At 52.5% G+C, this 26,513-nt stretch carries 1 protein-coding gene (running past one end of the window); it reads right to left on the bottom strand.

Features of this window, described 5'->3' with window-relative positions:
- On the bottom strand, positions 1–26,513 hold the 5' portion of the coding sequence (locus OO184_RS00040; protein ID WP_283256176.1) for a non-ribosomal peptide synthase/polyketide synthase. It extends 22,543 nt beyond the left edge of the window; 26,513 of the gene's 49,056 nt are visible here — the first part of the coding sequence; it begins with the start codon at positions 26,511–26,513; its stop codon lies off the left edge, out of view.

The following is a 26,513-nucleotide window of genomic DNA, read 5'->3' as shown; positions in this document are numbered from 1 at the left end:
GGCGCAGGCAAGTTCTCTTCCTGTCCGGCAAAATAAGCCTGAATCTCACCATGCATCACTTCCATTGCGGTATGGTCGCCAATCAGATGGTGCAGCAATTGCAGTACGCTCCAACGGCCATCGTCCTCCTGCGCCACCGCAAAGCGCAACAGTGGCGCTCGTTGCAGATCAATACGATAGAGACGCGGATCAAAATGTTGAGCTAACTGGTCACGGGCCGGCCCATCAACCGGGTCTAATGTCAGTTCAGTGACTGACAATTGCGCCTGACGCCAGACCACCTGAACTGGCGTTGATAATCCTTGCCAAACAAAGGCGGTACGTAGAATATCGTGGCGATTAACCACCTGTTGTACTGCCGCCAGATAATTGTCCAATAGGGCGCGGTTAGCAAAGACTATCTGACCGGCCAGCAGATACGGATCTCCTTTATTCGCCAGCAAATGGTGGAACAGAATGCCATCCTGCAACGGTGACAGGGCATAAATATCCTGAATATTGGCAACCCCACCCGGTACTTGTGCAATGATATGGTCAATCTCAGGCTGAGTGAGATCAATCAATGGCAACATCTCGGGGGTAAGCTCCGTGGTCGCCGGGGTGATGACATTCGCCGGCACCACCACCGACGGTGATTGCCCAACTGTTTGAGCAAATGCCGATAACACCGGGGATTGGAATAAATCACGTACCGCCAGCGTTAACCCCGCATTACGCAGACGTTCAATCATCCTCACCGCTAACAGCGAATGACCGCCCAAGGCAAAGAAGCTGTCATGCCGACTCACCTGTTCAATACCCAACAACTCGCTCCAGATAGCGGCTAGCAGAGTTTCTGTCTCCCCTTGTGGTGCTGCATAAACCTGCCGGGCAAAAGCATCTTCCCCCGGTGCCGGTAACGCCCGGCGATCCAGTTTGCCGTTTGGTGTCAACGGGAAAGCATCCATACAGACAAACGCGGCTGGCACCATATAATCCGGTAAAATTCCACTTAGATGAGTACGCAGACGATTAATTAACTCCTCGTCTACTTCTGCCACTACATAAGCCACTAACCGTTTGTCCTGACCATCACCCATCACTTGCACAACTGCTTCATGCACTGCCGGATGTTCCATTAGCCGGGCTTCGATTTCCCCCGGCTCAATGCGGAAACCGCGAATTTTCACCTGCTGGTCATTACGGCCCAGGAACTCCAGATTGCCGTCTGGCAGGTAGCGGGCCAAATCCCCAGTGCGATACAGGCGGGTATCGGGCTTATCACTAAACGGATCTGGCAGGAAACGTTCTGCGGTCAGTTCAGGGCGATTGAGATAACCCCGTGCCACACCAGCCCCGCCAATATATAACTCACCTACGGCGCCTAACGGTACTGGCTGACCATATTTATCCAGCAGATAGAGGGTTAAGTCCGAGATCCGCGTGCCAATAGGACTTGTGGTCTGTTCTACATCATGGCGACCCAGTACCCGGTAAGTGACGTGAACGGTGGTCTCCGTGATACCGTACATATTCACCAACTGAGGCAATGTCTCTTCACGCAGGGCATACCACGGCTTCAGAATACTCGGATCGAGTGCTTCTCCGCCAAAGATGATATAGCGCAAGCAGTCCGGTAACGGATTGGCGATATAACTGGCAATCAAGGCTTTGAAAGCGCTGGGGGTCTGATTCAACACGGTGATACCATGCTGACACACGAATTGATGCAACTCCTGGGGTGAACGGGCAATCGCGTGCGGGACCAGCACCAGTTTAGCGCCGTAGCGGAAGGCTCCCCATAATTCCCATACCGAGAAGTCAAATGCAATGGAATGAAACAGGCACCAAATATCTTGCCGGTTGAAGTGATACCAGGATTCAGTGGCGTCGAACAAACGCAGGATATGACGATGTTCCACCATCACCCCTTTCGGCGTGCCGGTCGAACCCGAGGTGTAAATCACATACGCCAGATGCTGCGCCGTCAATGCCGGCACTTGTGGGTTACTGTCCGGCTGATCAGGCGGACTGTTCGGGTCAAGTACCGTCAGCCCTGCCAGCGCGTCCTCTCCCAGCGCATCCCGCCCGATGTTATCCGCCAGTACAATAGCGGGGGCCGCATCGGTCAGGATATATGCCAGACGCTCACCGGTATAGACCGGATCTAACGGCACGTAGGCCCCCCCGGCTTTCAGCACTGCTAATACTCCCACCACCATTGCCGGTGAACGTGACACGCAAACCGCCACTCGTTGGTCCGGTTCGACTCCCAACGCTATCAGTTGATGCGCCAGCCGGTTAGCGCGGGCATTAAGCTCGGCATAGCTGAGGGTGTGTTCTTCATACACCAGTGCTGTGGCATCGGGACTTTTCTCTGCCCATTGTTCAAACAGTTGATGAATACAACCATAATCTAGATACGATGTTTCGATTGCATTCCAGGTTTCCAGCAGCAGCTTTTTCTCCGCTGCCGGTAAGATATTCAGTGCTCGTACCGGTATCTCCGAACGCTGTTCAAGCGCCGCTGCCAGACTTTCCAGCGCCTGTTGCATATAATCACATATCCGCTCTGGATCAATCGGTTGAACAATTTGCGCCGTCAATCCTAAAGCGTGACCAACATCCTCCACCGACAAGACAAACGGATAGTTCGTGCGCTCTTGCCCGCCCAGGGATTCAATACCGCTGATGGTGGCATCCGTGGTAACCGACTGCGCACTATGTCGGTAGTTCAATAAAGCACTAAACAGGGGCGCTTCCCCGGGTACTCCGCTGCAACGTTGAGCCAACGCCAATGAGGCGTGCTCATGCTCCAGCAATCCTGCTAACCGGGTATGCGCTGCCCGTACACTGTCCTGTACTGGGGTATCATCCATATCCAGTCGCAACGGCAAGGTATTGATAAACAGCCCCATACCGCTGTCAGCGCCTTCTCCGGCCTGCATTCGCCCAAACAGCACGGTGCCGAACACCACTTTCGTCTGTCCGCTGGTACGTGACAACACCTGTGCCCAGGCTAGATGACACAACGCTGCCAAACTAACCCCCAGACGTCGGGCCTGACTGCGCAGGCGATCATTTAACGTAACGGGTAACATCCGGTGCGATTCCGTCACTTGTGAACCATCCCGATGGACCTCCGTCAACTCAAATGGCAGTGTTGGTTCATCCACGTCAGCCAACATATCAGTAAAGAAGCGGCTATGTTCAGCCTGACTCACCCCCAGACGAACCTGAGCTACCAGATTGCGGAAAGGGACCGGCGTCGGCAAATTGTCTCCCAGTCCGGTAAGGTACGCCTGAACTTCGCGGTGCATCACTTCCATTGCGGTATGGTCGCCAATGAGATGATGCAGCAATTGCAATACGCTCCAACGGCCATCGTCCTCCTGAGCCACCGCAAAGTGCAACAGTGGCGCTCGTTGCAGATCAATACGATAGCGACGCGGATCAAAATGTTGAGCTAACTGGTCACGGACCAGTCCATCAATCGGGTCTAGCGTCAGTTCAGTGACTGACAATTGCGTCTGACGCCAAACCACTTGTACCGGCGTTGATAATCCTTGCCAAATAAAAGCAGTACGTAGAATATCGTGGCGATTAACCACCTGTTGCATTGCCGCCAGATAACGATCCAGCAATGAACGATCAGCAAAGGTCATCTGGCTGAACAATAGATACGGGTCACCTTCATTCGCCAGTAGATGGTGGAACAGAATACCGTCCTGCAACGGCGACAGGGCATAGATATCCTGAATATTGACCATCCCACCCGGTACTTGTGTAATGATATGGTCAATTTCTGATTGAGTCAGATCAATCAACGGCAACATTTCGGGTGTAAGCGCCGTGATCGCTGGGGTGATGATATTCTCTGGCACCACCACCGTCGGTGATTGCCCTACTGTTTGAGCAAATGCCGATAACACCGGGTATTGAAACAGGTCACGTACCGCCAGCTTTAGCCCAACATGGCGCAGACGTTCAATCATCCGCACTGCAAGCAGAGAATGGCCGCCCAAGGCAAAGAAACTGTCGTGCCGACTGACCTGTTCAATACCTAACAATTCGCTCCAGATAGCGGCCAATAGAGTTTCTGCTTCTCCCTGCGGTGCTTCATAAATTTGCCGGGCAAAAGCTTCCTCCCCCGGTGCCGGTAATGCCCGACGATCCAGTTTGCCGTTCGGCGTTAACGGGAAGGTATCCAGACGTACAAAGGCTGCCGGTATCATATAATCCGGCAGAATAGCACTCAGATAGGCACGCAAGCTGTTAACCAACAGGTCATCCTCTTCTGCCGCCACATAAGCCACCAACCGTTTGTCTTGCCCATCATCCAACGCCAACACAACCGCTTCATTCACCGCCGGGTGTTCCATCAGTCGAGCTTCAATTTCCCCCGGTTCAATACGGAAACCACGGATTTTCACCTGTTGGTCATTACGGCCCAAGAACTCCAGATTGCCGTCTGGCAGGTAACGGGCCAAATCCCCGGTCCGATATAGACGGGCATCCGGCTTATCACTAAATGGATCTGGTAGAAAACGTTCCGCGGTCAGCTCGGGGCGATTGAGATAACCACAGGCAATCCCATCTCCACCGATATAAATCTCACCAATTACTCCCTGCGGCACTGGCTGACCATAGGTATCCAACAGATAAACCCGCGTATTGGCTATCGGTCGACCAATAGGAATCCGAGTCACTTCTGGCGGTAATTCTGCGATACGGTAGGTAGCGGTAAAGGTAGTTCCCTCACTGGGTCCATAGCCATTCAATAACCGTTGAGGCGGGCTATCACGCAGAACCTGGGCAATAACATGTGGATCAAGAATGTCGCCGCCGACAATCAGGATTTTGATTTGCGGCAGCACTGGAGACAACTCTGCCGCCATTCGGTTAAACAGCCCGACACTCAGCCACAGCACGGTAATGCGATAAGTCTGTAGTGCCTGAACAAACTCTTTAGGCGTCAGCAATGTGGTGTGGTCAATCACCACCAGCGTACCGCCATTGAGTAATGGCGCCCAGACTTCAAAGGTACTGGCATCGAAAGCTGGGTTGGCCTCAAACGCCACCCGATCATCCGACCTGATTTCAGCATATCCGTTATTGATGACCAGTCGAACCACCGCACGATGCGGCACCATTACTCCTTTTGGCGTACCGGTCGAGCCAGAGGTATACATAATATAGGCCAAATCGGTACTGGAGCGGAGTAAGTCCAGATTACGGTGATCTTCTTCCCTGATGGAGAGCATCTCATCGGCCAAACAAAACTGAGGGATCGCCAGATCAACCGGGATATCGGTGAGCAATAATTTGGCTGAACAGTCGTTTATCAGCCAGTTTTTCCGTTCGTCCGGCACATGGGGATCGATCGGCACATAAACGGCTCCGGCCTTGAGGATAGCTAACTGAGCCACTACCAGCTCAATAGATCGTTCTAACAGCACCGCAATCCGATCATCCGATTGTATCCCCCGCTTAATTAACTGGCGGGCTAGTCGATTGGCGTAGGCATTTAATTCGGCATAGCTGAGAATGCATTCTTCATACACCAGCGCTATCGCGTCAGGGGTTTTCTCCGTCTGCTGCTCAAACAACCGATGAATGCATATCTGGTCAGGATATGGCGTCTGGGTTGCATTCCAAGTTTCCAGTAGTAGCTTGCGTTCCGCCACGGTCAGAATATCGATTTTCCCAACCGGCTGTTGAGGGTTAGCCGCCATTTCTCGCAGTACGGTATGGAGATAGCCTACCTGTCGCTCAATGGTAAATTGATCAAACAGGGCGGTGGCATAGTTCAGATAACCGACAATCCGGTCGTCCACTTCAGACAGGCTCAATTCAAGATCAAATTTAACAATATCGATAGGTTGATCGGCGGGTGAAACGGTTAATCCCGGTAACTGCCATTCCATGCTCTCATTGTTCTGCCAGGCAAATATCACCTGGAACAATGGCGTATGTGCCAGGTGGCGTGGCGGTTGCACGATTTCCACTACCTGTTCAAACGGCAAGTCTTGATGTTCCTGGGCCGCCAGTGCGGTTTGCTGCACACGTGCAAGCAACTCCTCCACATTTGGTTCCCCCGATAAGTCGATACGTAAAGCCAGTGTGTTGACAAAAAAACCGATGAGGGATTCTATTTCTTGACGATTTCGGCCCGCACTTGGGGTACCGATCACCACATCATCCTGACCTGACAGGCGCGATAGCACAGTAGCCCAGGCTGATAATAGGGTCATAAATAACGTACTTCCCTGCTGTTCACTCAGACGTTTGAGAGATGTCGTTAATTTTTCATCCAAATTGATGGGCACCGCATGCCCGGCAAATGACTGCTCAGACGGACGTAGCCGGTCAGTCGGCAAATCCAGCAGGACGGGCGCATTCGCCAGCCTTATGCGCCAATAATCGGATTGAATTCGTAACCGCTCCGCCGATAGCCACTGACGTTGCCAAGCGGCATAATCAGGATACTGAATTGCCAGTGGCGGCAACGGATCGGGCTGCCCCGCTGAAAAAGCGGTATAGAGGGTGCTCAACTCATGCATTAGCACGCCAGTTGACCAGCCGTCTGACACAATATGATGTTGAGTCAGCAAAAAGAGATAATCATCGTCAGCCCGTTGTATCAGACCTGCTCGGATTAACGGACCACCCGCAAGATCAAATGGCGCCTCTGCTTCCTGTGTACACAAAAGCTCAAGCTGTTTATCCGCATCAGACACTTTACGCAGATCGTGTTTGCTCATCGGCAAACCCAAGTCAGCCGGCAACAATTCGACCTGAGGTTGACCCTCCATCGTGATAAAAATGGAACGCAAAGCCTCGTGACGGGCAAACACGCGATTCAGTGCTTGCTGCCAAGCATCAATATCCAACTGACCACGTAAACGCAGGACCATTGGGACATGATAAGTCTCGCTAACTCCCGCAAACTGGGCCAGGAACCACAGACGCTGTTGCGCAAATGACAACGGTAATGCCCCCTCACGGGATATCGGCAGCATGGCAGACGCGTTATTGCTCTGCTCACCAAACTGAGCCCCCATGACCTCAGCAAAGGCTGCCAATGTCGGTGATTTAAACAACGCAGTCAGCGGCAATTCAATGCCTAAAGCCGCTATTCGGTTCATCATCCGCACCGCAAGCAGAGAATGGCCGCCCAGAGCAAAGAAACTGTCATACCGCCCTACCTGCTCAATCCCCAGTAATTCACGCCAGATAGCCGCCAGCGCTATCTCTGTTTCGCCTTGTGGCGCTGCGTAAACCTGACGGGAAAATGCTTCTGCATCCGGTGCCGGCAATGCCAGACGGTTCAGTTTTCCATTCGGCGTCAACGGTAGGGTATCCAAACGGACAAAAGCCGCCGGTATCATATAATCCGGCAAAATTGCGCTCAGATGAGTACGCAAGTTATTCACCAACTCAGCGTTTTCTTCTGCCGCCACCCAAGCCACCAGACGCTTATCGTGCTCCTCACCCAGCGCTAACACTACCGCTTCACGCACCGCCGGGTATTCTGTCAACCGGGTCTCAATTTCACCCGGTTCAACCCGGAAACCCCGGATTTTAATCTGCTGGTCATTACGACCAACAAAGACTAAATTGCCATCTGACAGATAACGGGCCAAATCCCCGGTCCGATACATCCGCGCATCCGGCATCTTACTAAATGGGTCAACTAAGAAGCGTTCAACAGTCAACTCAGGACGATTAAGGTAGCCACGCGCCACCCCTGCGCCGCCGATATACAATTCACCCACGGCCCCCAACGGCACTGGCTGGCCGTAGGTATCCAGCAAATAAACCTGGGTATTCGCCGTCGGATGGCCGATAGGCACTAACGTATCTGTGTAGTCTGGCGGACAACGCCAGCTCGTCGCACACACCGTGATTTCTGTCGGGCCATAGGCATTGAACAGTGCCGCTCGACTACAGAGTGCCTGACATAACGTTGCACTGGGTGCTTCACCGCCTAATATCACTGTCGGTGTTATCGTTAGCGCCGGTAAATCGCCCCCATCCCGAAGCAAAGCCGGGGTCAGACAGGCATGGGTCACTGCCTGTTGCTCCAGATAATGCCAGAGACGATGCGGGTCCTTACGGATGATATCGACAGCAATAATCAGACTAGCACCACTGCCCAACGCCATCATGATTTCCCAAACACTGGCATCGAAATTCAATGAGGCAAATTGCAACAGCCGGCTGCCTGAATGAATGTCAAACTGGGCGATTTTATCCTGAATAAGATTAACCAGCCCACGATGCTCAACCATCACGCCTTTTGGTGCGCCGGTGGAACCGGAGGTGTAAATGACATACGCCAGATGCTGTGCAGTCAGTGCGGGCACTTGCGGGTTACTGTCCGGCTTATCGGGCAGCGTATTCGGATCCAGTACCGTGAGTCCTGCCAGAGCGTCCTCACCCAGTGCGACACATCCGGCATTATCCGCCAGCAAAATAGCTGGTGCTGCATCGGTTAAAATATGTACCAAACGTTCCCCCGGATAAGATGGGTCCAATGGAACATAGGCGCCGCCCGCTTTCAACACCGCCAGTAAGCCCACAACCATCGTCAGTGAACGTGTAACACAAATCGCTATTCGCTGGTCTGGCACAACGCCCAACGTAATCAGTTGATGGGCCAGTCGGTTAGCTCGGGAATTCAATTCCGCATAATTGAATGTCTGTTCTTCGTACACTAGTGCCGTGGCATCCGGGTTTTTCGCCACTTGTTGTTCAAATAATTGATGGATACACAACTGCTCAGGGTAAACAGTTTCAGTCGCATTCCAGGTTTTTAATAACAATGTGCGTTCAGTTTCAGGCAAAATTTCCAACGTCCGCACTGGTGTTTCCGGGGCCAGCTCGAGTGTTTCTGCCAAACTTTCCAGCGCTTGTTGCATATAACTGCACACCCGTTCCGGATCAAATGGCTGGACAATTTGCGTTGTTAGCCCCAGTGCATGACCAAAATCCTCCACCGATAGAGTAAACGGATAGTTGGTACGTTCCTGTGCGCCAAGAAATTCAATGCCATTCATGATTTCATTCGAAGTCGCGGATAACGTACTGTGCCGGTAGTTCAACAAAGCACTAAAGAGTGGAACTTCTCCTTGCACTCCACTGCAACGTTGAGCCAGTGCCAGTGAAGCGTGTTCATGCTCCAGTAATTCGGCTAGCTGAGCATGTGCTGCCTGTACACTCCCCCGTACTGGGGTATTATCTATATCCAGCCGTAACGGCAAAGTATTAATAAACAGCCCCATACTGCTGTCAGTCCCTTGCCCTGTCTGCATCCGCCCAAACAAGACGGTACCGAAGACCACTTTCGCCTGTCCGCTGGTACGCGACAATACCAGTGCCCAGGCCAGATGGCATAGCGCTGCCAGACTGACACCCAGACGCCGGGCTTGACTACGCAAGCGGTTGTTCAGCATAGCGGGCAACATTCGGTACGATTGGGTCATCTGAGAACCATCCCGATGTACTTCCGTCAATCCGAACGGCAGCGTCGGTTCATCCACCTCAGATAACATGTCAGTAAAGAAGCGAGTATGTTCGGCTTGGCTCACCCCCAGACGAACCTGAGCTACCAGATTGCGGAAAGGGACCGGTGCAGGCAAATTGTCCCCTAACCCGGCAAGGTACGCCTGAACTTCGCGGTGCATCACGTCCATTGTGGTATGGTCGCCAATCAAATGATGCTGCAATTGCAATGCAATCCAGCGACCATCGGTTTCCTGTGCAATAACAAAACGTAACAATGGCGGCTGGCCTAGATCGAGACGATGTCGGCGCGGATCAAAACGTTGAGCTAATTGCTCATAAACTGGCCCATCGGCAGGATCTAACGTCAGTTCGACAACGGATAATGACGCCTGACGCCAGACTACTTGGGCCGGAACGGATAATCCTTGCCAAACAAAGGCAGTACGCAGGATGTCATGGCGATTAATCACCTGTTGCACCGCCGCCAGATAACAATCCAGTAAGGATCGATCAGCAAAAGCCATAGGATAAGCCAATAGATACGGATCGCCTTTATTCGCCAATAAATGATGGAACAGAATACCGTCCTGCAACGGCGACAAAGCATAAATATCCTGAATATTAGCCATTCCACCCGGCACTTGTTCCACAATATAGTCAATCTCAGTTTGGGTCAGCTCAATCAACGGCAACATCTCAGGTGTGAGTGCCGTGGTCGCCGGGGTAATGACATTCTCCGGCACCACCACTGGTGACTGCCCTACTGTTTGGGCAAATGCAGACAATACCGGGTATTGGAACAGATCATACACCGCCAGCGTTAACCCCGCGTTACGCAGACGTTCAATCATCCGCACTGCAAGCAGAGAATGGCCGCCTAGGGCAAAGAAACTGTCGTGCCGACTGATCTGTTCAATACCTAACAACTCGCTCCAGATAGCAGCCAACAGGATTTCTGTTTCCCCTTGCGGCGCTGCATAAATCTGACGAGCAAAGGCATCCGCCCCCGGCGCTGGCAGTGCTCGGCGATCTAGCTTGCCGCTTGGGGTCAGTGGGAAGGCATTCAGGCGTACAAAGGCCGTTGGCACCATATGATCAGGCAAAATGGCACTCAGATATTCACGCAAACTCGCCGTCAATCCGTCATCTGGCTCTGCCACCACATAAGCCACCAGCCGTTTGTCCTGCCCGCTACTTAACGCCAGTACTAATGCTCCGCTTACCGCAGGATGCTCCGTCAGCCGCGCTTCAATTTCTTGCGGCTCAATACGGAAACCCCTAATTTTAACCTGCTGATCGTTACGGCCAATAAATACCAGATTACCGTCCGGCAGGTAACGGGCCAAATCCCCGGTGCGGTACATCCGGGCACCGGGTTCATTACTGAACGGATCAGTTAGGAAACGTTCAGCGGTCAACTCAGGATAATTGAGATAACCACGCGCGACACCCACACCACCGATATACAACTCACCTATTGCCCCCAACGGTACCGGCTGACCATAAGTATCCAGCAGATAAACCCGTGTGTTGGTTGTTGGGCGCCCAATAGGAACCCACGTATCCGTATAGTCTGGTGGGCAAGACCAAGAGGTGGCGCAAACTGTGATTTCCGTTGGGCCATAATCATTGAACAGATTTACCCGATCACATAACGCCCGGAACAGGGTTGAACCCGGCGCTTCTCCTGCAAATATCAACGTAGGCTTTATCGCTATTACCGGTAAATCGCTTTCTTCCCGGAACAGAGCTGGTGGCAGGAAAGCGTGCGTCACTGCTTGTTTTTCCAGATAAGACCAAAGACGACGCGGGTCTTGGCGAATGATATCGGTAGGAATAACCAAACAGGACCCGCCACTTAACGCTGTCATGATTTCCGAAACACTGGCATCAAAACCCGATGAGGCAAATTGCAATATCCGACTGGTTTCATCAACACTAAACCGGGTAATTTGAGCCAGAGCTAGGTTAACTACCCCACGATGTTCCACCATCACCCCTTTCGGTGTGCCAGTAGAACCCGAAGTGTAAATCACATAGGCCAAATGTCGTTCAGTCAATTCAGGTATCTGCGGATTACTGTCCGCCTGGTCAAACAAGATATTCGGATCGAGCATAATCAAGTCTGTAAGCGCCTTCTCACCCAATGCAGCACGTCCGGTATTATCCGCCAACAAAATAGCCGGCTCGGCATCCGCTAGAATGTGTCCCAGACGCTCGCCAGAATAAGTCGGATCCAGCGGCACATAGGCTCCACCAGCTTTCAGTACCGCTAACAACCCGGTTATCATTGCTGGTGAACGTGCCACACAAATCGCTACTCGCTGATCCGGCACCACACCCAACATAATCAGTTGATGTGCTAGCCGATTAGCACGCGCATTTAATTCGGCATAACTGAGGGCTTGCCCCTCATACACTAGTGCCGTGGCATCCGGATTTTTCTCTGTCCATTGCTCAAACAGTCGGTGAATACAACTGTGATCTGGATACGACATTTTAGTCGTGTTCCAAGTTTCCAATAACAGCTTGCGTTCCGCCACGGTCAGGATATTGATTTTCCCGACCGGCTGTTGAGGATTAGCCGCCATCGCCCGTAGTACGGTATGGAGATAACCCACCTGCCGCTCAATGGTCGGTTGATCAAATAGAGCGGTGGCATAATTCAGATAACCGACAATGCGGCCATCCACCTCTGACAGGCTCAATTCAAGATCAAATTTAGCGATATCGATGAGTTGCTCGGCAGGTGAAACTATCAGCCCCGGCAACTGCCATTCTGTGTTCTCATTGTTCTGCCAGGCAAACATCACCTGGAACAACGGGGTATGCGCCAGTCGGCGCGGTGGTTGCACGATTTCCACCACCTGTTCAAACGGCAGATCCTGATGCTCCTGTGCCGCCAGTGCGGTTTGCCGCACATGCGCCAGCAATTCCGTCACATTCTGTGCACCGGATAAGTCCATCCGCAAGGCTAGCGTATTGACAAAGAAGCCGATTAACGATTCTACTTCTTGCCGACTGCGGCCGGCACTCGATGTACCGATAACCAGATCTTCCTGATTTGATAGGCGCGCCAGAATCGTCGCCCAAGCCGCCAACAGGGTCATAAATAATGTGACGCCCTGCTGTTCACTCAGGCGTTTAAGGGATTGGGTTAATTCCGCATCCAAACTGACGGGCAATAGGGCCCCGGCAAACGACTGCTGAGGCGGACGTAGCCGGTCAGTCGGCAAATCCAGTAAAACTGGCGCGTCAGCCAGTCTCGCACGCCAATAATCAGATTGGGATTGTATGCGTTCAGCCGACAGCCATTGGCGCTGCCAGGCGGCATAATCAGGATACTGAATTGTCAACGGTGGTAACGGATCTGACTGCCCCGCCTGAAAAGCGGTATAAAGGGTATTCAATTCACGCATCAACACGCTGACAGACCAGCCATCGAAAATAATATGATGCTGGGTCAGCAGGAAAACGTGTTCATCATTAGCCAATTGTGCCAGAGCGGAACGAATTAAGGGGCCACGGGTAAGATCAAACGGCGTACCGGTTTCCTGAGCGGAGAGAGAGGCAAGCTGCGCCTCTATATCAGGCGTGTCACGCAGATCATATTTTCTCATCGGCAGGCCTAATGCCGCCGGTAACAATTCCACCTGTGGTTGGCCGTCAACAGCAACAAAAACAGAGCGCAACGCTTCATGGCGGGCAAATAGGGTATCAAGCGCCTGTTGCCAGGCAACGATATCCAGTCGGCCATGTAAACGTAAGGCCAACGGAATATGATAGGTCTCACTCACCCCCTCAAACTGGGTCAGGAACCACAGACGCTGTTGCGCAAATGACAACGGCAATTGGCCTTCGCGGGATAGCGGGACGATAGCGGGCAATGCTTCGTCTGACTCATCAAACCTAGTACGCATCACTTCAGCAAAGGCCATCAAAGACGGGAATGTAAACAACGTGGACAGCGGTAATTCAATCCCTAATGCCGCTATCCGATTTATCATTCGCACCGCCAATAGCGAATGTCCGCCCAGTGCGAAAAAGTTGTCATATCGGCTAATCCGCTCGACACCCAGTAATTCACGCCAGATAGCCGCCAATGTGATTTCCATCTCCCCTGACGGCGCAGCGTAAATTTGCCGGGCAAAATCCTCTTCCCCCGGTGCCGGTAGCGCCCGACGGTCCAGCTTACCGTTCGGCGTCAGTGGGAAAGCATCCAGACGCACAAAAGCGGCCGGTACCATATAATCAGGTAAAACCGTACTTAAGTGAGTACGCAGACGGTTAACCAATTCCTCGTCTGCTTCTGCCACCACATAAGCTACCAACCGTTTGTCCTGCTCATCACCCGTCACCTGTACAACCGCTTCATTCATCGTCGGGTGTTCCATCAGCCGGGCCTCAATTTCCCCCGGCTCAATGCGGAAACCGCGGATTTTCACCTGCTGGTCATTACGGCCCAGGAATTCCAGATTACCGTCCGGCAGGTAGCGGGCTAAATCCCCGGTGCGGTACATGCAAGCATCCGATTGATCACTAAACGGATCAGCCAGAAAACGTTCAGCCGTCAATGCGGGACGATTAAGATAACCACGGGCAACCCCATCCCCACCCACATAAATCTCCCCGGTCACCCCCAATGGGACCGGCTGACCATAAGAATCTAGCAGATAAACACGTGTATTAGCGATTGGTCGGCCAATGGGGATCCGGTTCACTCCCTGCACTAACTCCTTGATAGGGTATATCGTGGTAAAGGTTGTTCCCTCACTCGGACCATAGGCCTGTAATAATTGCTGTGGCGGATGATTACCAAGAACTTGAGCAATCACATGTAAATCGGGTATATCTCCTCCGAAAATCAGGATCTTAATCTGAGGAAGAACCGGAAATAACTCTGCCGCCAGCCGGTTAAACAACCCGATAGTCAACCACAGAACCGTGATGCGGTAAGCCTGTAAAACTCGTACTAATTCCGGGGGCGTCAATAACGTGGCGCGGTCAATCACCACCAGAGCGCCACCGTTAAGTAATGGCGCCCAGATTTCAAACGTGCTGGCATCGAAAGCGGGGTTAGCCGTAAAAGCAACCCGATCATCCGGTCCGATTTCAGCATAGCCATTATTAATAACCAGCCGGACCACAGCACGATGCGGCACCAAGACTCCTTTGGGTGTACCGGTAGAACCAGAGGTGTACATAATATACGCTAACTCGGTGCTGGAGCGAGGTAAGCCAGGGTTGCGGTAATCCTCCTCACGGATAGCGCCCATTTCATCGGCTAGTTCAACCGGGATATCCGTAAGCAACAATTTGGCTGCACAGTCGTTTATCAGCCAATGCTGCCGCTCATCCGGCACCCGGGGATCGATCGGCACATAAATGGCCCCAGCCTTGAGGATAGCCAACTGAGCCACCACCAATTCAACAGAACGTTCTAACTGCACAGCGACACGGTCATCCGGCTGGACGCCCTGCCCAATTAACCAGTGAGCCAGCCGATTGGCGCGAGCATTTAATTCGGTATAGTTGAGAATGTGTTTTCCATACATCAGCGCTATCGCATCAGGCGTCTTTTCTGCCTGTTGTTCAAATAGCTGGTGAATACAATTCTGGTCAGGATACGGCGCCTGAGTCGCATTCCAAGTCTCCAGCAACAACCTTTTTTCCGCTGCCGGCAAGATATTCAATGCCTGTACCGGTGTCTCTGGCTGCTGTTCAAGCGCTTCTGCCAGACTTTCCAACGCCTGTTGCATATAACTACATATTCGCTCCGGATCAATCGGTTGAACGATTTGCGCCGTCAATCCCAAAGCATGACCAAAATCTTCCACCGACAAGACAAACGGATAGTTCGTACGCTCTTGACCGCTAAGGATTTCAATACCGCTGACGATGGCATCCTTGGTAACCGGCTGCGCACTATGCCGGTAGTTCAGTAATGCGCTAAACAGAGGCGTTTCCCCTGACACCCCACTGCAACGCTGAGCCAGTGCCAGTGATGCATGTTCATGCGCCAGCAATCCGGCTAACCGGGTATGGGCTAACCGTACACTGTCTTGCACCGGGGTATCATCCATATCCAGCCGTAACGGCAAGGTATTGATAAACAGCCCCATGCCGCTGTCAGCGCCTTGCCCGGCCTGCATCCGCCCAAACAGCACAGTACCGAACACCACTTTCGCCTGTCCGCTGGTACGTGACAACACCTGCGCCCAAGCCAAATGGCACAAAGTCGCCAAACTGACGTCCAGACGCCGGGCCTGACTGCGCAAGCGGCCATTCAACGTAGCAGGTAGCATCCGGTGCGATTCCGTCACCTGAGAGCCGTCCCGATGTACCTCCGTCAACCCGAACGGCAACGTTGGTTCGTCCACTTCAGCCAGCATATCAATAAAGAAGCGGGTATGTTCGGCCTGACTTACCCCCAACCGGGCCTGAGCCACCAAATTGCGGAAATGGACCGGTGCAGGCAAGTTATCTTCCTGTCCAGCAAGATAAGCCTGAACCTCGCCATTCATCACTTCCAGTGTCGTATGGTCGCCAATCAGATGATGCAGCAATTGCAGTACGCTCCAGCGGCCATCGTCCTCCTGCGCCACCGCAAAATGCAGTAAGGGAGCTTGGCTCAAGTCGAGTCGATACTGACGTGGGTCAAAATGTTGGGCTAACTGATCACGGACCGGTACATCAACCGGGTCTAGTGTCAGTTCAGTGACTGACAATTGCGCCTGACGCCAAACTACTTGTACCGGCGCGGATAACCCTTGCCAGATAAAAGCGGTACGCAAAATATCATGGCGGTTAATCACCTGTTGCATTGCTACTAAATAGTTGTCTAACAGGGCACGGTCAGCAAAAGTCATCTGGCTGACCAATAAATACGGGTCACCTTTATTCGCCAGTAGATGGTGGAACAGAATACCGTCCTGCAACGGTGACAGGGCATAGATATCCTGAATATTGGCCATCCCACCCGGTACTTGTGTAATGATATGGTCAATTTCTGATTGAGTCAGATCAATCAACGGCAACATCTCGGGGGTGAGTGCCGTGGTCGCTAGGGTAATGACATTCGCCGGCACTACCACCGCCTGTGACTGTCCTACTGTCTGGGCAAATGCGGACAATACCGGGGATTGGAATAAATCACGTACCGCCAGCGTTAGCCCCGCGTTACGCAGACGTTCAACCATCCGCACCGCCAACAGTGAATGACCGCCCAGAGCAAAGAAACTGTCGTGCCGACTGATTTGTTCAATACCCAACAACTCGCTCCAAATAGCGGCTAGCAGAGTTTCTGTCTCCCCTTGCGGCTCTGCGTAAACCTGTCGGGCAAAGGCTTCCACCTTCGGTGCTGGCAATGCTCGGCGATCCAATTTGCCGTTTGGCGTCAACGGGAAGGTATCCAGACGTACAAACGCTGCCGGCACCATATAATCCGGCAAAATGGCACTTAAATGAGCACGCAGATGGTTAACTAACTCCTTATCCGCTTCTGCCGCTACATAAGCCACCAACCGTTTATCCTGATCGTCGCCCAGAGCTAGCACCAGTGCTTCGCTCACTGTCGGGTATTCCATCAACCGGGCTTCGATTTCCCCCGGTTCAATACGGAAACCGCGGATTTTCACCTGCTGGTCATTACGGCCCAAGAATTCCAGATTGCCATCCGGCAGGTAGCGGGCCAAATCTCCGGTGCGGTACAGGCGGGCATCCGGCTTATCGCTAAATGGATCTGCCAGAAAACGTTCCGCCGTCAAATCAGGTCGGTTGAGATAGCCTCGCGCCACTCCCACGCCGCCAATATAGAGCTCTCCAACCGTGCCTAACGGCACTAGCTGGCTGTCAGTATTCAGCAAATAAACCTGTGTGTTTGCTGTCGGACGCCCAATAGCAATAATGCCCTCAGTGTAGTCTGACGGACAACGCCAGGCGGCCGCACACACCGTGATTTCCGTCGGGCCATAAGCATTAAACACCGTTGCTCGACGACTCAGTGCCTGAAGCAGCGTTGCGCTGGGCGCTTCACCACCGAGTATCAGCGTCGGTCTTATCGTCATCTCCGGTAAATCGGTTCCTTCCCGGAGCAGGGCCGGGGTCAGGCAGGCGTGAGTTATCGCTTGCTCTTCCAGATAATGCCAGAGATAACGGGGTTCCTGACGAACCGTATCGGCAGGGATCGCCAAAATGGCCCCACTGCACAATGCCATCATGGTTTCCCATACGCTGGCATCGAAGCCAAATGAGGCAAACTGCAACATCCGGCTACCCGGCTGGATATCAAACTGAACGATTTTTTCCTGAATAAGATTAACCAGCCCACGATGTTCGACCATCACGCCTTTTGGTATGCCGGTTGAACCGGAGGTGTAAATCACATACGCCAGATGGCGTGGGGTTAATGCCGATACTTGCGGGTTGCTGTCCGGTTGGTCGGGCAATGAATTCGGATCCAGTACAGTTAACGCCGCTAACACTTTTTCGCCTAACGCGGTACGTCCAGCAACATCCGCTAGCACAATAGTCGGCGCAGCATCAGTTAAAATATGAATCAGACGTTCCCCCGGATAAGCCGGGTCTAACGGTACATAGGCTCCTCCGGCTTTCAGTACTGCCAGCAGCCCCACTATCCGTGCCGGCGAACTGGCGACACAGATTGCTACCCGCTGCTCTAGTACGACTCCCGAGGTAATCAGTTGATGCGCCAGCCGATTAGCACGGGCATTTAATTCGGCATAACTGAAAACCTGCTCCGCATACACCAGAGCCGTGGCATCCGGGTTTTTCTCTGCCTGTTGCTCAAACAATCGGTGAATACAACCATGATCTGGATACGATGTTTCGGTCGCGTTCCAAGTTTCCAATAACAACTTACGTTCCGCCACGGTCAGGATATCGATTTTCCCAACCGGCTGTTGAGGGTTAGCCGCCATCTCTCGTAGTACGGTATGGAGATAGCCCACCTGCCGCTCAATGGTCGGTTGATCAAATAGAGCGGTGGCATAATTCAGATAACCGACAATCTGCCCTTCCACTTCAAACAAATTCAGCTCAAGATCGAACTTAACCACATCAAAAGCTTGCTCGGCTGGTGAAACCGCCAGTCCCGGCAACTGCCATTCCGTGTTCTCATTGTTCTGCCAGGCAAACATCACCTGGAACAGCGGGGTATGTGCCAGTCGGCGCTGCGGTTGCACGATTTCCACCACTTGCTCAAATGGTAGGTCCTGATGTTCCTGTGCCGCTAGTGCGGTTTGTCGTACACGCGCCAGCAATTCCGCTACATTCGGCACACCGGATAAATCCATACGCAACGCCAGTGTGTTCACAAAGAAGCCAATCAGAGATTCCACTTCCTGTCGACCGCGACCGGCACTTGGCGTACCGATAACCAGATCTTCTTGACCTGATAGACGTGACAGAACTGCCGTCCAAGCCGCTAACAGGGTCATAAATAACGTGACGCCCTGTTGCTCACTCAGGCGCTTAAGGGATTGGGTTAACTTTTTATCCAGATTAATGGGCAATAAGGCCCCAGCAAACGACTGCTGAGGTGGACGCGGCCGGTCGGTCGGCAAATCCAGTAGAACCGGTGCATCAACTAGTCTCGAACGCCAATAATCAGATTGGGACTGTATGCGTTCAGCCGACAGCCATTGACGCTGCCAGGCGGCGTAATCAGGATACTGAATGGTCAACGTTGGCAACGGATCCGGCTGTTGGTTCAAGTGAGCCGAATAAAGCGCCTCCAGTTCTGATTTTAGTATCCCTAAAGACCAACCATCGGAAACAATATGATGCTGGGTCAGCAAGAAAACGTGATCATCATTAGTCAGTTGTATCAAGCTGGAACGAATTAAGGGGCCACGGGCAAGATCAAACGGCGCACTGGCTTCCTGAGCAGAGAGAGAGGCAAGCTGCGCATCCACATCAAGCGTGTCACGCAGATCATATTTTCTCATCGGCAAGCCGGATGCCGCTGGTAATAACTCCACCTGTGGCTGGCCGTCAACAACAACAAAAACAGAGCGCAATGCTTCATGGCGGGCAAATAGCGTATCAAGCGCCTGTTGCCAGGCGGCGATATCTAGTCGACCACGCAAACGCAGAGCCAACGGAATATGATAGGTCTCACTCTCCCCGTTAAGTTGGGCCAGGAACCACAGACGCTGTTGCGCAAATGACAACGGTAATGGGTCTTTACGGGATAGTGGAACGATGGCGGGCAATATCTCGCCAGACTCATCAAACCGGGTACGCATCGCTTCAGCAAAGGCCATCAAAGACGGGAATGTAAACAGCGTGGACAGCGGTAATTCAATCCCTAACGCGGCTATCCGGTTCATCATCCGCACCGCCAACAGTGAATGGCCGCCTAAGGCGAAAAAGTTGTCATACCGGCTAATCCGCTCAACGCCCAGTAATTCACGCCAGATAGCCGCCAATGTGATTTCCATCTCCCCTGACGGCGCAGCGTAAATCTGCCGGGCAAAATCTTCTTCCCCTGGAGCTGGTAATGCCCGCCGGTCCAGTTTGCCGTTTGGCGTCAACGGAAACGCATCCAGACGCACAAAAGCGGCCGGTACCATATAATCCGGTAACACCATACTTAAGTGAGTATGCAGATGGTTAACCAATGCTGGATCTGCTTCTGCCACGACATAAGCCACCAGCCGTTTGTCCTGACCATCATCCAGCGCCAGCACGACCGTTTCACTCACCGCCGGGTGTTCCAGCAATCGGGCTTCTATTTCCCCCGGCTCAATGCGGAAACCGCGGATTTTCACCTGCTGGTCATTACGGCCCAGGAACTCCAGATTGCCGTCTGGCAGGTAGCGGGCCAAATCCCCAGTGCGGTACATCCGGGCATCAGGAATATGACTAAATGCGTCTGTCAGGAAACGTTCCACGGTCAGCTCAGGGCGATTGAGATAACCCCGTGCCACACCAGCACCGCCAATATATAACTCACCTACGGCGCCTAACGGTACTGGCTGACCATATTTATCCAGCAGATAGAGGGTTAAGTCCGAGATCCGCGTGCCAATAGGACTTGTGGTCTGTTCTACATCATGGCGACCCAGTGCCCGGTAAGTGACGTGAACGGTGGTCTCCGTGATACCGTACATATTCACCAACTGAGGCAATGTCTCTTCACGCAGGGCATACCACGGCTTCAGAATACTCGGATCGAGTGCTTCTCCGCCAAAGATGATATAGCGCAAGCAGTCCGGTAACGGATTGGCGATATAACTGGCAATCAAGGCTTTGAAAGCGCTGGGGGTCTGATTCAACACGGTGATACCATGCTGACACACGAATTGATGCAACTCCTGGGGTGAACGGACAATCGCGTGCGGGACCAGCACCAGTTTAGCGCCGTAGCGTAAGGCTCCCCATAATTCCCATACCGAGAAGTCAAACGCAATGGAATGAAACAGGCACCAAATATCTTGCCGGTTGAAGTGATACCAGGATTCAGTGGCGTCGAACAAACGCAGGATATGACGATGTTCCACCATCACCCCTTTCGGCGTGCCGGTCGAACCCGAGGTGTAAATCACATACGCCAGATGCTGCGCCGTCAATGCCGGCACTTGTGGGTTACTGTCCGGCTGATCAGGCGGACTGTTCGGGTCAAGTACCGTCAACCCTGCCAGCGCGTCCTCTCCCAGCGCATCCCGCCCGATGTTATCCGCCAGTACAATAGCGGGGGCCGCATCGGTCAGGATATATGCCAGACGCTCACCGGTATAGACCGGATCTAACGGCACGTAGGCCCCCCCGGCTTTCAGCACTGCTAATACTCCCACCACCATTGCCGGTGAACGTGACACGCAAACCGCCACTCGTTGGTCCGGTTCGACTCCCAACGCTATCAGTTGATGCGCCAGCCGGTTAGCGCGGGCATTAAGCTCGGCATAGCTGAGGGTATGTTCTTCATACACCAGTGCTGTGGCATCGGGACTTTTCTCTGCCCATTGCTCAAACAGTCGGTGAATACAACAGTGGTCTGGATATGACGTTTCGGTTGCATTCCAGGTTGTCAGCAGCAACTTTTTTTCCGCTGCCGGCAAGATATTCAATGCCTGTACCGGTGTCTCCGGTCGTTGTTCAAGCGCCGTTGCCAGACTTTCCAGCGCCTGTTGCATATAACCACATACTCGTTCCGACTCAAACGGCTGTACCACTTGAGCAGTTAATCCTAAACTAGCACCACCGTCCTCCACGCACAGCACAAACGGATAGTTAGTTCGCTCCTGTGCGCCAAGAAATTCAATACCCGGCACCACTTTATTTGAAATCGTCAGTTGTTCGTTATGTCGATAGTTCAGCAAAGCACTGAAGAGCGGAATTTCCCTTGGCACCCCACTGCAACGCTGGGCCAATGCCAGTGACGCATGTTCATGAGCCAGCAATTCCGCCAGCCGGGTATGCGCAGCCTGTACACTGTCCTGTACTGAGGTATCATTTATATCCAGCCGCAACGGCAAAGTATTGATAAACAATCCCATACCGCTGTCAGCGCCTTGTCCAGCCTGCATTCGTCCAAACAATACGGTGCCGAACACCACTTTCGCCTGTCCGCTGGTACGTGACAGCACCTGCGCCCAGGCTAAATGGCACAAAGTCGCCAAACTGACGCCCAGACGCCGGGCCTGACTACGCAGGCGGTCATTCAACGTAGCGGGTAACATCCGGTGTGACTCCGTCACCTGTGAACCATCCCGATGTACCTCCGTCAACCCGAATGGCAGCGTCGGTTGATCCACCTCCGCCAACATATTAGTAAAGAAGCGGGTATGTTCAGCCTGACTCACCCCCAACCGAGCCTGAGCCACCAGATTGCGGAAAGGGATCGGCACAGGCAAATTCTCTTCCTGTCCAGCAAGGTAAGCCTGAATTTCGCCGTTCATCACTTCCAGCGTCGTATGGTCGCCAATCAGATGATGCAGCAATTGCAGTACGCTCCAGCGGCCATCGTCCTCCTGCGCTACCGCAAAGTGCAACAAGGGTGCTTGGTTCAAATCGAGGCGATGGTGATGTGGGGAAAAATATTGAGCTAACTGGTCACGGACCGGTCCATCAATCGGGTCTAATGTCAGTTCGGTGACTGACAATTGCGCCTGACGCCAAACCACTTGTACCGGCGCGGATAATCCTTGCCAAACAAAGGCGGTACGCAGAATATCATGGCGATTAACCACCTGTTGCACTGCCACTAAATAGCTGTCCAACAGAGCGCGGTCAGCAAAGGTCATCTGGCTAACAAACAGATACGGGTCACCTTTATTCGCCAGCAGATGGTGGAACAAAATGCCATCCTGCAATGGTGACAAACCATAAATATCCTGAATATTGGCAACCCCACCCGGTATTTGCGCAATGATATGGTCAATCTCAGACTGAGTGAGATCAGTCAACGGCAACATTTCGGGGGTAAGCGCCGTGGTTGCCGGGGTCATGACATGCGCTGGCACCACCGCCGCCGCTGATTGCCCTACTGTTTGGGCAAATTCAGATAACTCTGGGGATTGGAATAAATCACGCACCGCCAGCGTTAACCCCTCATTACGCAGACGTTCAACCATCCGCACCGCCAGCAACGAATGACCGCCTAGGGCAAAGAAACTGTCGTGTCGGCTGACCTGTTCAATACCTAACAACTCGCTCCAAATGGCAGCTAACAGAGTTTCTGTCTCCCCTTGTGGTGCTGCATAAACCTGCCGAGCGAAGGCATTTTCCCCCGGCACAGGTAGCGCCCGGCGATCCAATTTTCCGTTCGGCGTCAACGGGAAGGTATCCAGACGTACAAAAGCCGCCGGCACCATATAATCCGGCAAAATGGCGCTCAGATAGGCACGCAAGCTGTTAACCAGCCGGTCATCCTCTTCTGCCGCCACATAAGCTACCAACCGTTTATCCTGACCGTTCCCCAAAGCCAGCACCAGCGCTTCGCTCACCGCTGGATGTTCCAACAATCGGGCTTCGATTTCTCCCGGTTCAATGCGGAAACCACGGATTTTCACCTGTTGGTCATTACGGCCCAAGAATTCCAGATTGCCATCCGGCAGATAACGGGCCAAATCCCCAGTACGGTACAGGCGGGCATCCGGCTTATCGCTAAACGGATCTGCCAGAAAACGTTCCGCCGTCAAATCAGGGCGGTTGAGATAGCCTCTCGCCACCCCCACGCCGCCAATATAGATCTCTCCAACCGCGCCTAACGGCACCGGCTGGCCGTCAGTATTCAGCAAATAAACCTGTGTGTTCGCTGTCGGACGCCCAATAGCAATGATGCCCTCAGTGTAGTCTGACGGACAACGCCAAGTGGCCGCACACACTGTGATTTCTGTCGGGCCATAGGCATTAAACACCGTTGCCCAACGACTTAGTACTTGAAGCAACGTTGCACTGGGTGCTTCCCCACCGAGTATCAACGTCGGTCTTATCATCATTTTCGGTAAATCGGTCCCCTCCCGGAGCAGGGCGGGTGTCAGACAGGCGTGAGTTATCGCCTGTTCTTCCAGATAATGCCAGAGATAACGGGGTTCCTGACGAACCGTATCGGCAGGGATCGCCAAAGTGGCCCCACTGCATAATGCCATCATGGTTTCCCAGACGCTGGCATCAAAGCCAAATGAGGCAAACTGCAACATCCGGCTACCTGAATGAATATCAAACTGAACGATTTTTTCCTGAATAAGGTTAACCAGCCCACGATGTTCGACCATCACGCCTTTTGGTATGCCGGTAGAACCGGAGGTATAAATCACATACGCCAGATGGCGTGGGGTTAATGCCGATACTTGCGGGTTGCTATCCGGCTGATCAGGCAGGATGTTCGGATCCAGTACAGTTAACGCCGCCAGCACTTCTTCACCTAACGCGGCATATCCGGCATTATCCGCCAGCACAATAGCTGGCGTAGCATCGGTTAAAATATGAATCAGACGTTCCCCCGGATAAGCCGGGTCTAGCGGTACATAAGCGCCCCCGGCTTTCAGGACTGCCAGTAGCCCCACTATCCTTGCTGGCGAACTCGAGACGCAAATTGCCACCCGCTGCTCTGGTGCGATTCCCAACGTAATCAGTTGATGCGCCATCCGATTAGCACGGGTATTTAATTCGGCATAACTGAGAATGAGCTCTTCATACACCAGCGCTATCGCGTCTGGAGTTTTCTCTGCCTGTTGCTCAAACAACCGGTGAATACATGTTTGGTCCCGGTATCGTGTCTGGGTTGCATTCCAAGTTTCCAGCAATAGCGTGCGTTCAGATTCAGGCAACAAATTAAGTTGCCAGACGGGAATGCCATCCTTTTCTTCTGCCGATGATGCCAACACCTGTAAATGTTCACTCATCCGATGAATCGTTTCCGCTTTCAAGCGGCACGTGTCGTAGATCCAGCGAAAGCCACCCTGAGCATTAATCTGGAGTGTCAGCAATTCACCTAACGCATTCCGCTCCCACGGTTTATCATCCGGTATGAAAGAGACAGCAACCCGCCACGGGCGGCTTGTTGTTAATGCCGGAATAGCACACAACGAAGGAGAACGAGAAAGGAGATCACGGCAAAATGTACGATGCTGCGCCAGCCGTGCAAGCTCATCATTCATCCAGTTCGCTACCGCATACCACGGCTGATCAAATTCTACTTTAACAGTCATTGGCACTACTGGTGCTAAACCAGACAACATATCTGGTTCATCTTTTACTCTATCCACACACCAACCGATTTGGAATTCGGTCTGATGAGTTAAACGTGCAAGATAAATAGCAAATGTTTGTAACAACGTTTGCAATGGGGCTTTTTCATCATTCTTTAACAACGGAGGTTGCCAAGCACTTAATTCCCATTTAGGTGTTGTTGACTTTCCGGCAGTTTCGAAAGGTAATTGCAGTGGAAGTAAAGAGGCAAGACGCTCACGCCAGAATGATTCACTGGGCGCGAGTGCCTGGAGGGTATCTTTTACATTTTGAGCCTGCTGTGGGGTGAGCAGAGGCAACTGCTTACCTGGCTGGAGTTTTGAGATATCGGCAAGTTCCCCGGCGGACAGTAATTTACCCTCAAGTGTGGCAAACCCTCCGATCCGAACATCCTCGCTTCCGGTTGCTACCTGCCAGGCATCTTCTTCTACCGCAATCAGCGTACCGGGTGCTTCCTCAGAGTAGTGATTCAGCCATTGAAGCCAAGAAATCCGCACTGTACCCCATTTCAGTAACAGTTTCGGACAACCCAGTGGATTTAAATAATTTTCGCCAAAATCTAACGCCCGTACTAAAGCTGAAAGTTCCTCACCCGGCTGCTGCCAACACAGATACCCCCCACCATCGGGACGACGAGATTGAGTATAAAAATTCCGTTGTGTCAGATCTTGCGGATAAGTCACCAACTCACCCTGATCAAGATCCCGAAGCAGTTTAATAAATCCTTCCTGAGCCGCCTGATAGCATTTCAGATTTAATGAAAACGCATTATCGTGCTCCTCAATAGATACCGGCCATTGTACGGCGATATCACCGGTATCCACTCCTTCCTCAATGCAATGCCACGAAACGGCATAATGTATCTCCCGCGCTAACAGTGCCCAAGAAGTTGCATGACTGCCCGCATAACGTGGTAGTGGGCTATTGTGATAATTAAAAGCACCGCCGCGAATCTGCCCAATCAGCGACATAGGCAAGATAATCGAGTTAACGATTGAGAAAAGCCAGTCCACAGGGTGTTGCGCAATTTGCGCTTGTAATGCCTCAACAGAACTCACACAAACTATCCCTTGCCGGGCAGCCCATGTTTGCAGAACGGTATCGGTAGTCAGCATTGCTTGTATCGTATGCCCAGCCGCCTGAATTTGTTCGGCACAAAATACTGCGAGGGTCGTTCCCCCGACCACGACACAACTACGTGACAGAGCAGGTATATTTTTTACGTTATCGGTTATATTTTCTGGTGTTTGAGAGAGAAGTTCGTCTTTAAGGATACTTTCCGCTTTTTTAGTAATGCTATCTTTCAT

It is taken from the genome of Photorhabdus aballayi (assembly GCF_026153155.1).
GTDB lineage: Bacteria > Pseudomonadota > Gammaproteobacteria > Enterobacterales > Enterobacteriaceae > Photorhabdus > Photorhabdus luminescens.
Note: the sequence above shows the minus strand (reverse complement) of the source record. Positions and strands in the feature narration are given on the sequence as shown.